This window comes from Rhizosphaericola mali (assembly GCF_004337365.2).
GTDB lineage: Bacteria > Bacteroidota > Bacteroidia > Chitinophagales > Chitinophagaceae > Rhizosphaericola > Rhizosphaericola mali.
The window spans coordinates 3,035,472-3,053,453 of record NZ_CP044016.1; the positions used below are offsets into that span (position 1 = coordinate 3,035,472).

Below are 17,982 nucleotides of genomic sequence, written 5' to 3' on the forward strand. Positions count from 1 at the left end.
GATAGATGCAACTTTTATTTGCCTGGCGCTATTTCAAATCAAAAAAAACAACCAATGTTATCAATATTATCTCTTGGATAAGCATGATAGCCATTGCGGTGGGAACAGCCTCGCTCATTATTATCTTGAGTGTTTTTAATGGTTTTGAAGGCTTGGTCAAATCACTTTATGGAGATTTTTATGCCGATTTGCGTGTAGAACCAGTAAAAGGTAAATTAATCAAATTCGATTCTTTTCAAATACATCAGCTTAATAATATTGGTAATATTGCGGATTACAGTTTGATGTTGGAGGAGAAAGCAGTATTAAAAAATGGAGATTATCAAAATATCGTTTTCCTAAAAGGCGTAGATGATCATTATGCGAATGTGGTTAATATCAAACATCATATCGTAGAAGGTAGTTATTTATTGGGAAGCACGGATGCACCAGATATTATATTGGGATATGGTATTCAAAATGCCTTGCAATCCAGTTTTAAATCTCCCGTGCCGTTAACGATCTATATGCCCAATGCAGAAGCGGAAAATTTTTCGGATGTACAATCTGCCATGGTTTCTTTTGAAATGGGGCAAACAGGAGCCTTTCGAGTACAAGAAGAGTTTGATAACAAATATGCATTTACCAATATTGGTTTTGTAAAATACATGTTGAATATTTCGGATTCTGAATATTCCGCATTGGAAATCAAGGTTAAAAATGCGGCTCAACTAGATAAAACGCAAGGAGATTTACAACGACTTTTTGGAAATAGATATGCAGTTAAAACAAGATTTCAACAAAATACAGGTTTATTTACCATTATGCAAATGGAAAAATGGATCATTTACGCCATTCTTTCTATCATTTTATTGATTGCAGCATTTAACATGATCGGCGCATTGACCATGTTGGTTTTGGAAAAAAAGAAAGACATCGCAATACTGAAAGCACTCGGTGCCGACAAGCGACTTATTCAAAATATTTTCCTAAAAGAAGGCATTTTATTAGGTGTTGTCGGTGGCGTAATAGGAATGTTGCTAGCTTTAACAATATGTTTACTACAACAGAAATTCCATTTTGTTAAATTGGGCGGCACAAGCTTCTTGATAGATTATTACCCTATCGTATTATCTGTCGGAGATTTTATTCTTGTCGGAGCAACTGTATTATTTGTGGCAGTATTAGCATCATGGATTCCTGCTAAAAAAGCATCCGAACAAGATTTTTCTTTAAAAAGTTAATTCATTTACAATGAAATACATATTCGTTTTATTTATTGCACTATTTTCCACACAAATATTTGCACAAAAACATAAAAACAAATTGGATTATCTCGTGACAGCAAATGGGAACGATACGATTTACGGTAAATTCAAAAAGAAATTTATGGGGGAATTACGTTTCGTCTCCACAGACGATGAGACGTATGCGGTGGATCCAGTTATGTTCATAGGCTATTATGATGCGAGTGATAAATGTTATTATGAACAAAAAAAAATGGATGGTAAAACCCTTTGGTTAACAAAAATAATTTCAGGAAAAATCAATCTGTACGAACAATTTTACAATACGACACAAGCCAATGGCAATTTTATTTCTATAAAACTGTGGATGGCACAAAAAGCAGGATCCCCCTTATTGCAAGTACATGCTAGTAGTTATCAATATTCTAAAGTCAATGGCAAACAAAATTTGGAATATCTAGTGCGGGACAATCCTAGAATATTTGAAACATTACAAGGTAGGAATACGTATAGTTACAAAATCGTCAAGGATGCTATTGAAGCCTATAATTCCGAACAAGTAATAATAGATACCTCTTCTGTAAAAAGAGACAAGCCGATTCTATAGAAATATCCATAGCTTTCAAATCCTGCAAATGGTGTATTTGGTTAAATGTATTCCTTAACAAATTTCCAAATCATCAAATAATCAAATTATTGTACCTTTGCAGACTCAATCATGGAAAAAAATAAATCTGTAGCATTTCATACACTGGGCTGTAAATTGAATTTTTCGGAAACATCTACCCTTTCTAGAATGTTGGAAGCGGATGGTTTTGAGAAAAAATCATTTGACGACGTAGCAGACGTTTACGTTATCAATACTTGCTCCGTTACGGAAAATGCAGATAAAGAATGTAGGCAAATTGTTCGCAGGATTCAACGCAAAGCACCAGAAAGTATGGTTGTCATTACGGGATGTTACGCCCAATTGAAACCTAAAGAAATTGCAGAAATTCCCGGCGTCGATCTAGTGTTAGGTGCTGCCGAAAAATTCAACATAACCGAACATCTGAAAGAATTAACCAAAGGCGATTCTACTAAAATATCGAGTTGCGAGATTGCAGATGTAACTGGTTTTAATGTTTCCTATTCGCTCAATGATCGCACACGTACATTCCTAAAAGTCCAAGACGGATGCGATTATACTTGTGCTTTTTGCACGATACCGCAGGCACGTGGCAAAAGCCGTAGCAACCATATTGACAACGTATTGGAAAATATTGATTCCATTGCAGCAACTGGAAATGTGAAGGAAATTGTTTTAACTGGGATCAATTTAGGAGATTTTGGAAAAGGTCCAGATGGTAACAAAAAGACTGAAGAGTCTTTTTTGGATTTAATAAAAGCGATTGACCAACAAGATGCAATTCATAGATTTAGAATTTCGTCTATTGAACCCAATTTATTGACAGACGAGATCATTTATTTTGTCGCCAATAGCAAAAATTTCATGCCGCATTTTCATATTCCATTACAAAGTGGTAGCAATGAGATTTTGGGTAATATGCGACGCCGATACAAAAAAGAATTGTATCAAGAACGTGTGGAACATATTAAAAAGGTCATGCCAGATTGTGCGATTGGTGTAGATGTAATTGTTGGTTTTCCGGGAGAAAGTGAAGCGCATTTTCAAGAGACTCATGATTTTTTACATGATTTAGATGTTTCCTATTTTCATGTATTTACGTATTCGGAAAGAGCTCGTACCAAAGCATTGGAAATTGAGCCGATCGTACCGATGCATGTAAGACATGAACGAAACAAAGTTTTACGCAATCTTTCTTACAAAAAGATGCAGTACTTCACAGAATCTCATAGAGAGGAAGTAAGAAAAGTGCTCTTCGAAGAGCAAAATAAAAACGGAATGATGGAAGGTTATACGGATAATTATATTAGGGTAACAGCACCGTATAAAGAAGATTGGGCAAACAATATTGTTGACTGGAATTTGAGATAAATTTACCTAATAAATTTTTATTCTTTATTTCTAACAATTATATTTGTTTAAGAGGTTTTCATCGTTTCGTAAGAAACACACATTTAGTTATTTGATAAAAAGGAGGTTATAGATGTACAGTTATTCGTTATTGGAACCGGATTGTTATTACATCGTGCAATTAGTAGAGGACGCACCTCTTACACTCATTCAAGTCAAAGTCGTATCAGATTATGCTATGTATGTCGTACGTTATGAAAATGAAATGAGTATGCAATGGGTAAAAAAGACAGACAAAATTTTTGACATTGTAGAATTATTAAGCGACGAAGCCGCACAAAAATGGTTAAATGTCTACACCAACAATGAGGAATCATTTTACGGTGGATCAAGTGATGAATTATAAAATTTTTAAAACTAAGCTCTGGTTTTCCAGAGCTTTTTTAGCTAAAAGCAATCTACTTTCTCAAAAATAAAAAATGGATTATATAGAAATTGGAAAAATCGTAGGAACACATGGTATCAACGGCGAGGTTGTACTTGCGCACGCACTTTCCAAAAAATTGAATTTTAAAAATATACAAGCTTTGTTTATTGAAAATATGAATAAACAAAAAATACCTTGGTTTGTACTCCAATCCAATCCTAAAAACACAGAAGAAACCATTCTTAAATTTGAAGAGATAGAGACAAAAGAAGCCGCAACTCCTTTACTTAAAAAGAAAGTGTGGCTAACTCAAGTTGATTTCGAAAAATTAGCAGGCAAAAACAACCCAATTAGCTTGATTGGCTATCAACTTTGGGATAATAAAACCTCACTGGCACCAATCGAAGAAATCATCGACCAACCGCATCAAGTATTGGCTCGGATAACCTTAGAGGGTAAAGAAGTACTGATTCCTTTACACAAGGAAACAATTATACAAGTTGACCATCAGAAAAAAGAAATCATCACGAATCTTCCTGATGGGCTTTTGGAGGTGTATTTAGCTAATTAACCATTTTATCGGCACAGGAGCTACTTGCAAATGCATCTGGTTTGGCCTTAAATACGAATCCCATTCCCAAAATATAGCTCATTGCATCTTTCAATGCACTGTTACTTTTAAATTGGGGATTGGTATTAATATCCATATGCACTTCCATATCTACATTGTACTGGATAAATAGATCACATAGTTGGTAAGCGACCTCAATACTCATGGTCACTTCAGCCAACATTCGCTCCTTAATGTGAAATTTTTTTTGCGTTTTTTCTGTGTGGATGAACATAAACCCACCGTTATGTTCTCTTAGAAATACTATTACAGTGGCAAACTCTGTAGTAAGTCCTTTAACTTGACTGTCGGTACCGATACATACTTTTAAATGATTCCCTTTTTCCTGTTCCTTGATCAAAGTATGTTCAACAGCATTGACAATCGGCAATTGAATGCTCTCGCCATTAAATCTCTTCCAATTCATATCAAAAGGTTTCTTGAAGTTAAGTATTCTTTGATAGAATGATGAAAGAAATCAATATTAATTTTTTATTAAAACAAATTTTCACTCATATGATCAACCACAAGGCAAGCCGCACCTATCAACTCTGCATTTTGTTTTAACTGAGAAATTTCTAATGTAATGTTAGAGGCTAATCTATTAATACAGTGTTCATTTATTGCCTGTTGAATTGGCGGTAATAAAATATTCCCTAGTAAAGCACCTTTTCCACTAATTATAATCTTTTTAGGATTAAATATATGAATTAAAATAGCAATTCCACGCCCGATATTGTAGGCAGCTTCGGACAATACTTCCAAAGATAATAAATCACCACTTTCTACGGCTCGAAAAAATGCTGCTAGATTAGCAGTATTCTCATTTTCTCTTAGTTTCTTAGCAAGAAGACTAGGACGTCCCTCATCAATGAAAGACATCAATTTTTCCAAAATAAATGAGAAAGACGTCTCGGTTTCCAAGCACCCAATTTTGCCACAACTACATATCTTATTATTGTTAAATAAAGGAATATGACTAAACTCACCGGCAAAACCATCTTCACCTCGATATAATTCTCCATTTGAGATTATTCCTAATCCAATACCCCATCCAAAATTTACCACCATTGCATTCTTCGTATCTTTCGCCAATCCAAATTTCTTTTCAGCAAGAGCAATAATACTAGAGTCATTGTCTATAAATACAGGAATGTTTAAATTATCTTGAATATAGTTTCTTAATGTATCTTTTTTAGGTAACTCATTTACAAAAGAATAGTTTATCCCGTTTTTGCTATCTACGAAACCAGGCATAGCGACACCAATCCCTAAAATTCTTTTTTCTTTAAAATTAGACGAGGAAATAATTTTTTCAAGGTTTAATAATAAAATTTCATGCAAATTTCTACAAGTATTCAAACTTATATTAATCGTTTCAATAGGCAAAATTACATTATTGGCCAAGTCTAAAAGACCAAATTGTGCAGAAAATTGATCCATGGAAACAGTTACTATATAGTAAGCCTCGGAATTTAAACTATAAACAATAGGCTTCCGACCACCACTAGACTCTGCTAAACCAGCTTCAACTATCAAACCAATATTGACCAGTTTACTAATAACAGAATTAGTTAGAGTTAGACTTTTTCCTATTTTTTTTGACAAATCAAATCCAGATAAATATCGATGTTCATATAGTAAGTTAAATATAGTTTTTAAATACAACTTTTGTTTTAAAGCATTATCCATATCGTTTGTATCAGAGCCAATAAAATTAAGATAATCAACGAAATAAAAATGGCAATTTAAAAATAATTGCCATTTTCTATTGAAAATAAAACGCTATGGTTGTATCCATAATTTAGTGGTTGCCAGATTAATACCTCCACTTGCAGCCTTCCAATTTATGCTATTGTAACTAAGTTCATCGTCAGGATATAAGAATTTATAAAATTTACCAAAATTATTATCGTAATACTGAGAATTATCCCCAGACATAGGCGTCAATCCACCGGTTCGTTTCAACAAGGTCCAAGCATCAAATGGTTGACGATATTGATCTATCCATAGTTGTGCATATATTTGTTTTAACGCACTTGTAGCATCACTGGTATTATAGGAAGTTTTTGAATTTGCTGTGATAGCGGCGATTTCTGTTGCAGTTGCAGTTGCAGAAGTTGGTTTATTAACAACCCAAACAGATGAATTAAACGCAATACCTTTCCACATATTCAATGACGCTGCTATACCTGAGTCATAAGCGGCTTTCGCTAATGTACTATTTGCAGTCACTCCTATACCTCTATTATAAGCCTCAGCTTTCAAGAAATAGACTTGTGCAGAAGTTAACATCAATTCCGGAATTGATGTTAAATCTTGTTCAAAATATAAATTAACAGGAGAATAATGCATTCCAGAACGCAAGGTATCCCAATTTGTAAATCTCAATGTATTATAAGGACTACCTCCTTCTGATGTTGTACTACTGGTTGGATTTTGAGGATATGGCACCCAATTATCATCACCATTTGGTTCATAAAATATTTTTGCTCTAATATCAAATATTCCATTTCCATCTATATCATCAGAGGACGACATCCAGTTCCACATGGTACTCCCCATTCTTAAATAACAATTAGCAGAGAATGACCATTGTCGCCATTGAAACTGTAGATTAGTAATATTGGATGGCCAAAGTCCAATATCTTCACCTTCTTGTAAAAGAGGATTATTTAATGCTTTAGAAATCTGTGTAGTGGCCAAACTTGAGTTTTTTGAAGCTAGTGTGACTGCTACATACAATCTTAAACTATTAGCAAATTTCTTCCATGTAGTAACATCATTCTTCAAAAATGTTTCATATGAACCCACAGAATATTGATTAGAACTTGAAGAAAAATGATCTACCGCCCAATCTAGATCTGTTAAAATAGCACTATAGATATCACTTTGAGTATCATAAGTAGCTTTATAGTAATTAGAACCTAACAATGGTGCATAGCCTGAATTAGAATATGGCATATCTCCATAATAATTAGTCATCTTAAAGGCCTTGTAAGATATTATAGTTTTAAGCATTGCACTAAGATTATCCATAGTAGTTGTATCAGCAGTTGAACTTATACGACTTTGTAGTAGCCTATAATTTGCCATTGTAGAATAAAAGTTACTCCAGACTTCTGCTTTTGCATTATCATAAGGATAGGCTCCAGCTGTAACTATTGCTTGTTGTGTAATTGGATACATCCAGGAATTCATAAATGAATACTCACCAGATTGAATTGGTAAAGAACTAATTATAAGATTAAATAATTCTGGAGTTGTTGCTTCTGTTGTTTCTGTATGTGGTGTATTTATTTCTTCAAAATTTTTCTTACAAGATGTCGTTAAAATAATAGTGCAAATACCAAATAAAATCAATATTTCATATTTAATTAAATTTCTCATATCTAATGTTTTAATAATTAGAATTTAACTTTTACTGAAAAGCCTAGTTCTCTAGTCCCTGGAAATTGAGACCATTGTATACCTTGGGCGTTTCCGATACCGTTAATTGCTTCTGGATTAAGATGATCTGGTAAAGTTGTGAAAATGTAAAAGAGATTGCGCCCGATTAAAGACAAGTCTAACGCTTGAATAAATTTGGCTTTCCTCACTATTTCGCTAGGAACAGAATAAGTCAAATTAACTTCTCTAAGTTTCCCCCAACTATTCGTAAATATTGCATTACTTCTTGGCATCTTAACATTTGACCACGCTGCATATTGACCTGCATATTTATACATATAATGTACTACATCTGTGTTGGCAGTACCATCTGCATAAACACCGTCTAAAATCACTCCTGCATTAGCAGTAGTTCCATCTGGAAAAGTATAAGGCAAACCTCCTCCATCTCTTTCTTTTAAAGTTTCCGGTGCCAAACCTTCTCCCATTGCAGCTGAATAGTCTGCAGAATATATCTGACCTCCAACTTTAAAATCAGTTAATACATATAAACTCCAATTTTTATATCTAAAATTATTACTTATGCCACCTGTCAACTTTGGAGTAGCATTACCAATTACCACAGGATCTTCTGTAGTTACATACTGAGTACCTACAACCTTAGTTGCGTCATTTTTATCTAGTACTTTTTGTACAACTTTTTTCCCATTAATGTATGTATAATCGTAGCCATAAATGGAACCATAATTATCCCCTGCTTTTACATACATCTGCACTCCATTTGTTCCCCACAAATCTTGCAATGGATATCTATCTATACCATCAGCTAAAGAAAGAACCTTATTTTGATTATGCGCACCATTTATTGTTATATCCCAGGAGAATTTTTGGCTTTTAATAGCAGAAGCTCTTACTATAAACTCAAAACCTTTATTTGAAAGATCTCCAGTGTTAAAAGTTACACTACTAGCGCCACTTGAAGTAGCTACACTACTAGCCAATATTTGATTTTTAGACCTAGTTTGATAATAGGTCAATTCAAAATTTATTCTATTATTAAATAACCCAGCTTCTAGCCCAAATTCATAAGAACGATTACTTTGTGGGACCAAGAATCCACCTGGTGGCAATACAGACTTATATCCTCTTACGGGTACTCCTCCAAAAGAAGATGGTGTATTTCCATTTAGATAATTTGATATAACACTAGATGAATATGTATATATGGCTTGGTAAGGTAATGCACCATTTGCACTTTTAGCAAATGAAGTTTTCAATTTACCATAACTTAACCAACTAAGGTTTTTAAATGCAGAAATTGCATCTGTAAAAACAAAACTCAAACTCGCCGCAGGGTAAAAATAAGAGGAAGTTTTTTCTGGCAAAGTAGAAGACCAGTCATTCCTACCAGATACTTGCAAGAACAAATAATTATCATAGCTTACATCCAATATACCATATAAAGAATTTAGATTATAGTCATTCCATTGTTCTACTGGTGCTTGAATTCCATTTGCATTTGTAGTATTTGCTAAGTAATATTTATAAGGAGTAGTCCAAGGATAAGTACTAGATTGACCATAGGTCGCACCATTTTCACCACTATTCCAAGCAGAATTGTCATAATAACGACTTTTCAAAGATGAAGTACCAACCATAAAACTTCCGCTAAATTTTGAATTGAAAATATTGCTTTTGTGGGCGGTAGCAAAAGATTCTAAATTAACATCTTGATTTTTAGTGTATTCAATACCATATTGCCCCTGAACACCTTGTGCATCAATGGGAGAGTATTTACTTTCAATGTTAGCAACGGCATAATTAATAGATGAACGCCCTGCAATATTTAACCAAGGAGCCACATCTGCAGACAATTTTACAGAGCCCAAAAATTGGTTGCGATACAATCTTTGATTTTGTTCAAATAAATGCCAAAATAAATTTTGATTATAATTATTCTGATATGGATAATATCCAAATGGGCTATCTCCTATAAAATCCTTTTTACTACCATCTGCATTTTTATATTCAGAAAATTCTAATGGTTTATAATCTCTAGGCATTGAATAAATCATAAAATTAGTCCAACCAGCATCCCCAGCTATATCAGGAACATTTAATCTAAAATAATTGTTATAACTGGCGGTTATGTCTGCTTTTAAAATCTTTGTAACGTTTAAGCTCGATCCGAGATTAAAACTATTTTGATGATAATTGCTATTTTTTATAATTGCGGTATTATCGAGTCTAGTATATGCAAATCTGAGACTACCAAAATCCCCTGATTTATTGATAGACACATTATGTGTTGTCGTATTTCCTGTACGGAAAAATGCCTTTCTATTATCTGGCTGCGGATCCCATTTACGCTTAACGCCATCCCACCATACTATTTCTGTTCCATCTAATTTATGCCCCCAACTTACAGCAGGACCATACCAACTAAAAATATCCCATGAAGAATATCCACAAGGAATATTGCCAGCAATTTCATAAGCATCTCCAGCTGGCGTACCATCCCAAGGATAAGTCCCAGGATATCGCAATTGACCATCAGATGTAGTTCCAAATTGAGGTGTTGCTGACCATAAAGCATTTGCGGCTCCATATCCATAGGAATTCTGGACATCTTGATATCTATAAGGATTGGAAAATAACATAGATATATTATAATCAACACCAAGCCCAGGTCGATTTGCACCTTTTTTAGTTGTTATCAAAAGTACCCCATTCGCACCTCGAGCGCCATATAAGGCTGCAGCATTTGCACCTTTTAATACTGTAATATCCTGAACATCATCACTATTCAAAAAATTTAAATAAGAGCCCCAATCTTTAGGAGAAACAACACTAGTATTATCTGTACCATTCGCGTTTCTTGTAGATTGTTGTTGACCTCCAATAGCATCATTTGTAACCTGAATACCATCAATAACAATAAGAGGTTGGTTGCTGCCTGTAATCATACTATTACCCCTAATTACAATTCTTTGAGAATTTCCTTGAACGCCATTGGAGGTGGAGATATTTAACCCTGCAGCTTTTCCCATCAAACCTGTTGCTATGTCTGGTGCCGAAGCTTTTGTTATATCAGATCCATTCACTTTTTGCGCAGAATAGCCAATAGATCTCGATTCTCTCTTGATACCCAGTGCAGTTACAATCACTTCATTTCCATCTTTATTTGTGGAATGTAAAGTTATATAAACAGTATCTCCAGTACTTACTTGTTTTTCTTCAGTACCATAACCGACATGAACAAATTGGAGTAACATTGTTGCGGAACTTAAGGGTACGAGAAATCTACCCTCCTCATCGGTTTCTCCAAGATTTCGTCCATTCTTGACAATTACATTCACATTACTTATTGGCACACCAGATTCGTCTTTTACAAACCCATTAATAGTAAGACTCTGTGAAAAGCCTTCCTTATGGATACATACAAATAGAACAAAACCTGCAATGAACCTAATTAATCTTACATTCATAAAGCACGTTGTTTGGTTAAAAAAATTATGGCAATCAGGATTTAGTCAATTCCTAATAATATACTAAATTAATAAATCTTTTAACATAAAAAACAAAAGTTCATATTTTTTTTATTTTTACATAATAACTATATAAATTTTTGCATATTAAAATATAAGATAAATATTAATGATTCCATAAATAACACTTTTTCTAATCAATCATTTGGGATGATATACATAAAAAAACAAGTCATAACTAATTAGTTATGACTTGTTTCTCTTTAAGGAAAATAAACTCTATATCTAATACTAATTAATATCCCAGAAAATCTTAGTATCTCTTGTATCCTTAGATTCAACACTTGAATAGTTAGTATTATAAAGTTTTTCAGTAGAAGGATATAGTAATCGCATTGGGGGTTGCGATGCGTTACTATTACTAGCTGTATAAAATGTCAATTTAGGATAACCCGTCCTTCTCACTTCTGCCCATGCTTGTCCGGCTTGCAGAATAAAGAAATGCTCCCATTTTTGCTTATAAATTTTGATAAGTTTATTTGTTGCTGTTCCTGTTAATGCAATATCATCTTCCGCTAAATAACTTGCGATCGCAGTCTCAGTTGGTTCAGCATCCTTTGTGAAAGTTCTAGCATTAAATATTGCGCCATTTTGAATACTATAATAAAAATTAATAGAAGATCTAATTCCTGATTCATAAACACTTGTGGGATCTCCTAAATTCCATCTTTGATATGCTTCAGCTTTTAAAAATTCAGACTCTGAAGCTGTAAATAGCACACCAGGAACATTGTAGTTATACATAAACGTTGCAGAATCATATGTAGAATATTTACCTACACCTGTATTATAAACTCCAGAACCCGCTGCAATAGGCATTCCTTTATAAGTTCCACTATCTGTACCACTTGAGGTTTTGTTCCAATAAAAAGGTAATCTTGGATCATTATTAGCTGACATAAAACTATCAATCAAATAAGTAGGAGCAAATGAATATTGTCCACTATTATCCGTAAATGCACTTAGTATATCACTATTAAATGTAGTTGGAGACATTGGAAGCACTGCATTATCATCATTAGATTCAATTAATGGATATGTAGATGGATCATTTAACATCGTTGTTATACTTGTTTTCGCTGAACTTTCTGATACATTAGAAATACGCATCAATAATCTTAATCTTAATGAATTAGCATATTTCTGCCATCCTGTCAAATCACCTGTATAAATCAAATCCTGTTTTTTCAAAGATGCAGTTGTTACCGTAGAAGGTGTATAGCTGCTTAAATAGGTATTGATATTATCTAATGAATCTATAAAAGAATTGTAAAGTGTCGCTGCGTCATCAAACACTGCTTGATGAACTGTTCTATCTGAACTATTTAATGAATTAGCTTCTGAGAAAGGAATATCACCCCATAGATCAATCATTTGAGCGGCTTGATCATATAATACAATTTTGCCTAATTCTAAATAAACATATTGGGCACTTTTTTCTGCATCAGTTAATGCATTATAAAGGGTATTCATTTCGGTATATTCATTAATTATACCTGGACTAGCAGAATAAAAATCAGTCCAACGATCCTGACCATAATCTAGGCTAGGAATCCACATATTAGAGGCACTTTCTGCTGCAGTTACTTGAGAGAAGGCACCTGTAGCCGGTAAAATAAAAGTTCTAAAATCCCAATATGTAGGCTGTATTCTTCTATTTAAAAGCATAGAACTAAATACTCTATCAATAGACCCATCTTCAACAGATTGTGGGTTAAGATAATCATTTTCCAAACTCTTCTTACAAGAAGATAGAGTTGAAATTAAAGAAATCAATATTACTAAATTATATATTATGCGCTTCATGTTAAATGTTTTGTTTTTGAATAATTAGAAGCTTGCTCTCAAACTAATACCATAACTTCTAGTTGGAGCGGCCGCACCAATATCCACACCCTGACTCATCCAAGAAGAACCTACACCTGCCTCTGGATCAATACCGTGGGGCAATGTTTTCCATATATAGAATAAATTACGTCCAATCAAAGCAAATTGTAAATTTTGAAAATGAATCTTTTGGGTAAACGTTTTCGGCAAATTGTAACTAAATGTCAATTCTCTGAATTTAATATAACTATTCTTGAACACTGCATTTTCATATAAACCCGCAGTTTCCCAATTATAAGTATTAGAGTAATACTGTTCTGCTGAAATAACTTTAGTATTAGTAGCTCCTGATGAAGTTACACCCTTTAAAATTAAACCATCATGGTATGTACCATTATCATTTGCAACATTTGTGTATCCTGTAGTTGACGATTCAACATTATAAGCAATACCTCCATGTGCAGCATCTCTGTATTGAAGTGTACTTTTATACATACCTGCCCCCATTTGATAATAAGTAGGAATAGAAATCATATTTCCTCCTAAACGATAATCTATTGTAAAATCTAATCCAAACCCTTTATACTTAAAGCTATTAGAAAATCCACCTACCATTTTAGGCATAATATTACCTACTTTTTGATAATCACTTGTATTCACAGTATAATAACCATTATCATCTATAATAGCGTTACCATTACCATCTGTAGCTTTAGGATGAACGTATATATTTCCCAATGCGTCATTTACTGAGGATCTAATGATGGCATAGCCTCCATCAAATGAATTGTTAATCAAATTTGTTTGACCATTAGGCAATGAGGTTAATTTATTTTTATTAATTGCAAAATTAAATCTAGTGGTCCACGAAAAGTTTCTTGTAGTTATCGCTGAATAATTTAATGCAGCTTCATATCCATAGTTGGCTAGATCGCCTGCATTAGCCAAATAAGCCAACGCACCAGAAGACGAAGGTACAGAGATTGTAAGAATCTGATTAGACACTTTGTTGGTATAAAAGCTTAAGTCAATGCCCAATTTATTATTTAGCACTCTTGTTTCCAAACCAAACTCAGCTTCTCTTTTCTTTTCAGATTTTATGTTATTATTTCCAAATGTAGAACCAACCATATATTGATACAATACATTACTTGAATTATAATTTAACGTATTTTGAGTGTAAGCAACATTTGCCTGATAAATATTTGGATGATTACCCACTAACCCATAAGAAGCTCTAATTTTAGCATAATTGAAAAATTTTGGCAATTTAACAGCATCTGACAATATAAAGCTTCCATTCACTGAAGGATAAAAATAGTTATTAGCGTTACTTGGCAAAGTTGACGTAGCTTCATATCTTCCTGTTCCTTCTAAATAAATCAAACCTTTATAGTTTAAATCTATAGTTCCAAAACTAGCTATATCTAACTGATTCCCATTATTAGTAGAACTTGTAACTGCGGACAATGAATTATTCAAGCTATACCAATCTTCTGTACCCAGACCTGTATTTGTTGTACTATAAAGAGATTTGTATATCTGTTTGCGACCAGAAGCACCACCCATAATAGTAAAATCTAAGTCATTACCAATTTTATTATTATAAGTCAATGTACCATCGCCATAAAATATATTATAAGTATTTGTCGTAATAGCATATGTACCGGAATTACCTAAAGAATTGGGAATGGTATTAGCATCTTTTTCTTCACTATTAAAACTGGTAAAATCACCACCTACTCTACCACGGAATCTCAAATGATCTGAAAAAGCAACATTTAATGTTACACTATTTATAAAACGATTTTGATGTTCATCATAGCTATTACTATATGCATTCCAATAATAATCTAGTATGTTAGTTGCATTCGTTGCATATTTAAATACTTCACTCTCATCATATTGAGGATTTGTTGTATACCCTACATATTTGTATCCATCAGAAGTTTTGTATAGATTTTTAAATGTGTTCATATCATCCATACGGCTGAAAAATCCACTATAAGAGCCAAAAATCTGACCTAACATATATGGTCTATTATGCGTATAATTATTATTGAATGATGATACAACATCTAAACTCACTCTATCAGACAACTTCAAAGTTCCGTTAAAATTGAAGTTATTTTTATTCAATTTACTACCAGGCATAATCCCTTTGTAATCCATACGTGTATAGGAGAATCTATAACTACCTTTATCAGATGCATTAGATACTGCAATATTCGCATTAGAATTATATCCAGATTGAAAAAAATCCATATAGTTATTCTTATTCGCACTATACTTTCTAGTGGTTCCATCCCAATAAGTTACATCACGACCATCGAATTTTGGACCGAATTGAGAATAAGTATTATAATAAGGATGTTGAGCACCCGTAGTATTGTTGGTAAAAAAACCTGTAGTTGGATCATAAGTTTCACCATCGATAGTTACATTGTTATTTAACATTGAAAATGCACTTTGACCAGGTCCATACTCATTTTGATAATCAGGACCATATGCAACTTTTTCGGTATTTAATACTTCATTAAAGTCGACACCCAAGCCTCTTGAAGAGGAGCCTTTTTTTGTTGTAATAACAACTACACCATTCGCTGCTTCAGAGCCATATAAGGCAGATGCACTCGCCCCTTTCAAAATAGTCAAGCTAGCTATATCCTCCGGATTTATATCTAATACACCATTGCTCTGTACTCTAGGTTGACTCCAAAAACCACCATTATTTGCATTAGTACCTAAATTTCCTTGAAGATCATTATACAAACGAATAGGCACACCATCAACCACATAAAGCGGTTGTGTATTTAAACCAATTGAAGAAACTCCGCGAACTTGTACACTGACTGCACTAGAAGCACCTCCAGGAGCCTGTACTATTTTTACACCGGCCGCTTTACCATAAAGTGCAGATCCAATATTTGTAGCTCCGCTTTCGGTCAAATCTTTAGCAGAAACAGTACTTACTGCATACCCCAAAGAACGTGCTTGTTTTTTAATACCAAAAGATGTAGTTACAACTACCTCTTCAGCGGAATCTGATTTAGTTAACATTGTTACTTTTAAAAAATCACCACTAACAGCAACTTTTTGTTCTGCGTAACCAACAGAACTAAATGTTAATGAACTTACAGTTGTACCAATTTTTACAGAAAAGCTACCTTTGGTATCAGTCATACCTAGCGCTTTACCATTTGTAACTCTTATAGAGACACCTTCAACAGGGGTTCCCTTTTCATCAGAAACCGAACCAGTTACTGTTTTAATTTGCTGGGCATAGCCACAGACCATCATGAACATGGCCATCAGCATTAATAGCCAACGACAGTTTTTGATCCACATAGTCAAAAAAATTAATTGTTTAGTCAATAGACTTAAAAAGTGTTTAAATATTAGGCTAAATTAACAATACTTTCGATATAAAAAACAATTTCTTAACACATTTAATAAATTAATTTAAAAAGTATTGACATTTACACATAATTTTGATAAAATGTTCACATCTAATTTAATACAATATGAAACTTAAACTATTGACTATCATTGCATTTTCATTAACAATTCATGCAAATGCACAACAACATAATACCAGTAAAGATTATACCCCTCCAACAGATCCACTTGTACAAAAAAAATTAGTGCAATGGCAAACCGAAAAATTTGGATTACTTATGCATTGGGGAACTTATAGCGAGTGGGGAGTTGTAGAAAGTTGGAGTATTTGTCCTGAAGATGAAGGTTGGTGCGAAAGAAAAGGTCCTTATAAAGATAATTACTTCGAATATGTAAAAGCGTACGAAAATTTGCAAAAAACATTTAACCCAACTGAATTTAATCCTCAAAAATGGGCGGATGCTGCTAAAAATGCGGGAATGAAATATGTTGTTTTCACAACAAAACATCATGACGGCTTCAATATGTTTGATACTAAATATTCAGACTATAAAGTAACCGACCCCAAAGATCCATTCTCGGCCAATCCAAAAGCGAATATTGCCAAAGAAGTTTTTTCTGCATTTAGAAATGATAATTTCATGATTGGCGCATATTACTCCAAACCGGATTGGCATAGTAATGATTACTGGTGGCGTTATTTTCCACCTTCCAGTCGCAATCCTTCCTACAATCCAAAGAAATATCCTGAAAAATGGGAAGCGTACAAACAATTTGTCTATAATCAAATTGGCGAGTTAACTTCAGATTATGGATCGATTGATATTTTGTGGCTTGACGGCGGCTGGGTACGTCCAAAATCAACAATAGATACAAGTGTAGATTGGCAAAAATCTATCCCTTATGACCAAGATATTGATATGCCAAAAATCGCAACTATGGCTAGAAAAAATCAGCCAGGACTTTTATTTGTGGATAGAACTGTAAGTGGTGAATATGAAAACTATGTAACTCCCGAACAATCTATCCCTGCGCATTATTTACCTTATCCATGGGAAAGTTGCATGACGCTTGGCAATAGTTGGTCTTATGTACCAAATGACACTTATAAATCAGCGAACAAAGTCATTCATATATTGACAGAAGTTGTCTCTAAAAATGGGAATTTACTTTTAAATATCGGACCAAGTCGAAAAGGTGATTGGGATCCTAATGCATATAGTCGCCTCAAAGAAATTGGTAAATGGTTAGATATAAATGGGAATGCAATATATAATAGTGTTGGTGACAGTACTATTGGAGCACAAGGAAAATTTGTATTTACAAATAAGGCAAATACGGTATTTGCCATTTATCGCGCAGATGAAAATGAGAACAAATTACCCAATGAAATTTCTATCCAGAATCTAACTGGAAAGAAAATTAAATCCGTAAAACTTTTAGGTGCATCTTCTAAATTGAAATGGAAACAAGACGCTAATAGTTTACAAATAGCTATTTCAGATAAATTGAATCAAAATCTCCCATGTAAAGAAGCATGGAGTTTTGAAATTGATTATTAATTTATATTGATTACC

12 protein-coding genes are annotated in these 17,982 nt (G+C 33.6%); 6 read left to right on the forward strand and 6 right to left on the reverse strand.

Annotated elements, in window-relative coordinates; all coding sequences use genetic code 11:
• Nucleotides 1-5: 5 nt before the first annotated feature.
• The 5 genes from E0W69_RS13090 (at nt 6) to rimM (ending at nt 4,202) form a co-directional block, all read left to right on the forward strand.
• The gene (locus tag E0W69_RS13090) at nt 6-1,223 is read left to right on the forward strand and encodes an FtsX-like permease family protein (protein ID WP_131330499.1); all 1,218 of its coding nucleotides are present in this window, start codon (nt 6-8) and stop codon (nt 1,221-1,223) included.
• A 10-nt stretch (nt 1,224-1,233) separates the two neighbouring features.
• A complete protein-coding gene (locus E0W69_RS13095; RefSeq protein ID WP_131330500.1) occupies nt 1,234-1,833 on the forward strand; it encodes a hypothetical protein in 600 nt (199 codons plus the stop codon).
• Nucleotides 1,834-1,944: 111 nt separating this feature from the next.
• A complete protein-coding gene (gene mtaB, locus E0W69_RS13100; RefSeq protein ID WP_131330501.1) occupies nt 1,945-3,225 on the forward strand; it encodes a tRNA (N(6)-L-threonylcarbamoyladenosine(37)-C(2))-methylthiotransferase MtaB in 1,281 nt (426 codons plus the stop codon).
• Nucleotides 3,226-3,337: 112 nt separating this feature from the next.
• Nucleotides 3,338-3,610, forward strand: coding sequence for a hypothetical protein (locus E0W69_RS13105; RefSeq protein ID WP_131330502.1), 273 nt, complete (start codon nt 3,338-3,340; stop codon nt 3,608-3,610).
• Nucleotides 3,611-3,683: 73 nt separating this feature from the next.
• The gene (gene rimM, locus E0W69_RS13110) at nt 3,684-4,202 is read left to right on the forward strand and encodes a ribosome maturation factor RimM (protein WP_131330503.1); all 519 of its coding nucleotides are present in this window, start codon (nt 3,684-3,686) and stop codon (nt 4,200-4,202) included.
• Here the strand turns inward: rimM and E0W69_RS13115 are convergent.
• The 6 genes from E0W69_RS13115 to E0W69_RS13140 all read right to left on the reverse strand — a co-directional run bounded on the left by E0W69_RS13115 (nt 4,195) and on the right by E0W69_RS13140 (nt 16,354).
• On the reverse strand, nt 4,195-4,668 hold the full coding sequence (locus tag E0W69_RS13115; protein ID WP_131330504.1) for a ribonuclease H-like YkuK family protein: 474 nt from the start codon (nt 4,666-4,668) through the stop codon (nt 4,195-4,197). The two genes, rimM and E0W69_RS13115, sit on opposite strands and share 8 nt — an antisense overlap.
• A 68-nt stretch (nt 4,669-4,736) precedes the next feature.
• On the reverse strand, nt 4,737-5,933 hold the full coding sequence (locus tag E0W69_RS13120; protein ID WP_131330505.1) for an ROK family protein: 1,197 nt from the start codon (nt 5,931-5,933) through the stop codon (nt 4,737-4,739).
• A gap of 93 nt (nt 5,934-6,026) precedes the next feature.
• Complete coding sequence (locus E0W69_RS13125) at nt 6,027-7,631, reverse strand: SusD/RagB family nutrient-binding outer membrane lipoprotein (protein WP_131330506.1); 1,605 nt, start codon at nt 7,629-7,631, stop codon at nt 6,027-6,029.
• A gap of 17 nt (nt 7,632-7,648) precedes the next feature.
• On the reverse strand, nt 7,649-11,119 hold the full coding sequence (locus tag E0W69_RS13130; protein WP_131330507.1) for a SusC/RagA family TonB-linked outer membrane protein: 3,471 nt from the start codon (nt 11,117-11,119) through the stop codon (nt 7,649-7,651).
• 291 nt (nt 11,120-11,410) lie between these two features.
• Complete coding sequence (locus E0W69_RS13135; protein ID WP_131330508.1) at nt 11,411-12,985, reverse strand: SusD/RagB family nutrient-binding outer membrane lipoprotein; 1,575 nt, start codon at nt 12,983-12,985, stop codon at nt 11,411-11,413.
• Between the two features lie 24 nt (nt 12,986-13,009).
• Nucleotides 13,010-16,354, reverse strand: coding sequence for a SusC/RagA family TonB-linked outer membrane protein (locus E0W69_RS13140; protein ID WP_131330509.1), 3,345 nt, complete (start codon nt 16,352-16,354; stop codon nt 13,010-13,012).
• Between the two features lie 176 nt (nt 16,355-16,530).
• Between E0W69_RS13140 and E0W69_RS13145 the strand changes: the two genes are divergently transcribed.
• Nucleotides 16,531-17,967, forward strand: a complete 1,437-nt coding sequence (locus tag E0W69_RS13145) for an alpha-L-fucosidase (protein WP_131330510.1) — start codon at nt 16,531-16,533, stop codon at nt 17,965-17,967.
• Nucleotides 17,968-17,982: the final 15 nt, after the last annotated feature.

Excerpts from the sequence above, each read along its gene's own strand:
- E0W69_RS13090 (WP_131330499.1), top strand. The coding sequence starts at position 6 with ATGCAACTTTTATTTGCCTGGCGCTATTTCAAATCAAAAAAAACAACC.
- E0W69_RS13095 (WP_131330500.1), top strand. The coding sequence starts at position 1,234 with ATGAAATACATATTCGTTTTATTTATTGCACTATTTTCCACACAAATA.
- mtaB (WP_131330501.1), top strand. The coding sequence starts at position 1,945 with ATGGAAAAAAATAAATCTGTAGCATTTCATACACTGGGCTGTAAATTG.
- E0W69_RS13105 (WP_131330502.1), top strand. The coding sequence starts at position 3,338 with ATGTACAGTTATTCGTTATTGGAACCGGATTGTTATTACATCGTGCAA.
- rimM (WP_131330503.1), top strand. The coding sequence starts at position 3,684 with ATGGATTATATAGAAATTGGAAAAATCGTAGGAACACATGGTATCAAC.
- E0W69_RS13115 (WP_131330504.1), bottom strand. The coding sequence starts at position 4,668 with ATGAATTGGAAGAGATTTAATGGCGAGAGCATTCAATTGCCGATTGTC.
- E0W69_RS13120 (WP_131330505.1), bottom strand. The coding sequence starts at position 5,933 with ATGGATAATGCTTTAAAACAAAAGTTGTATTTAAAAACTATATTTAAC.
- E0W69_RS13125 (WP_131330506.1), bottom strand. The coding sequence starts at position 7,631 with ATGAGAAATTTAATTAAATATGAAATATTGATTTTATTTGGTATTTGC.
- E0W69_RS13130 (WP_131330507.1), bottom strand. The coding sequence starts at position 11,119 with ATGAATGTAAGATTAATTAGGTTCATTGCAGGTTTTGTTCTATTTGTA.
- E0W69_RS13135 (WP_131330508.1), bottom strand. The coding sequence starts at position 12,985 with ATGAAGCGCATAATATATAATTTAGTAATATTGATTTCTTTAATTTCA.
- E0W69_RS13140 (WP_131330509.1), bottom strand. The coding sequence starts at position 16,354 with ATGTGGATCAAAAACTGTCGTTGGCTATTAATGCTGATGGCCATGTTC.
- E0W69_RS13145 (WP_131330510.1), top strand. The coding sequence starts at position 16,531 with ATGAAACTTAAACTATTGACTATCATTGCATTTTCATTAACAATTCAT.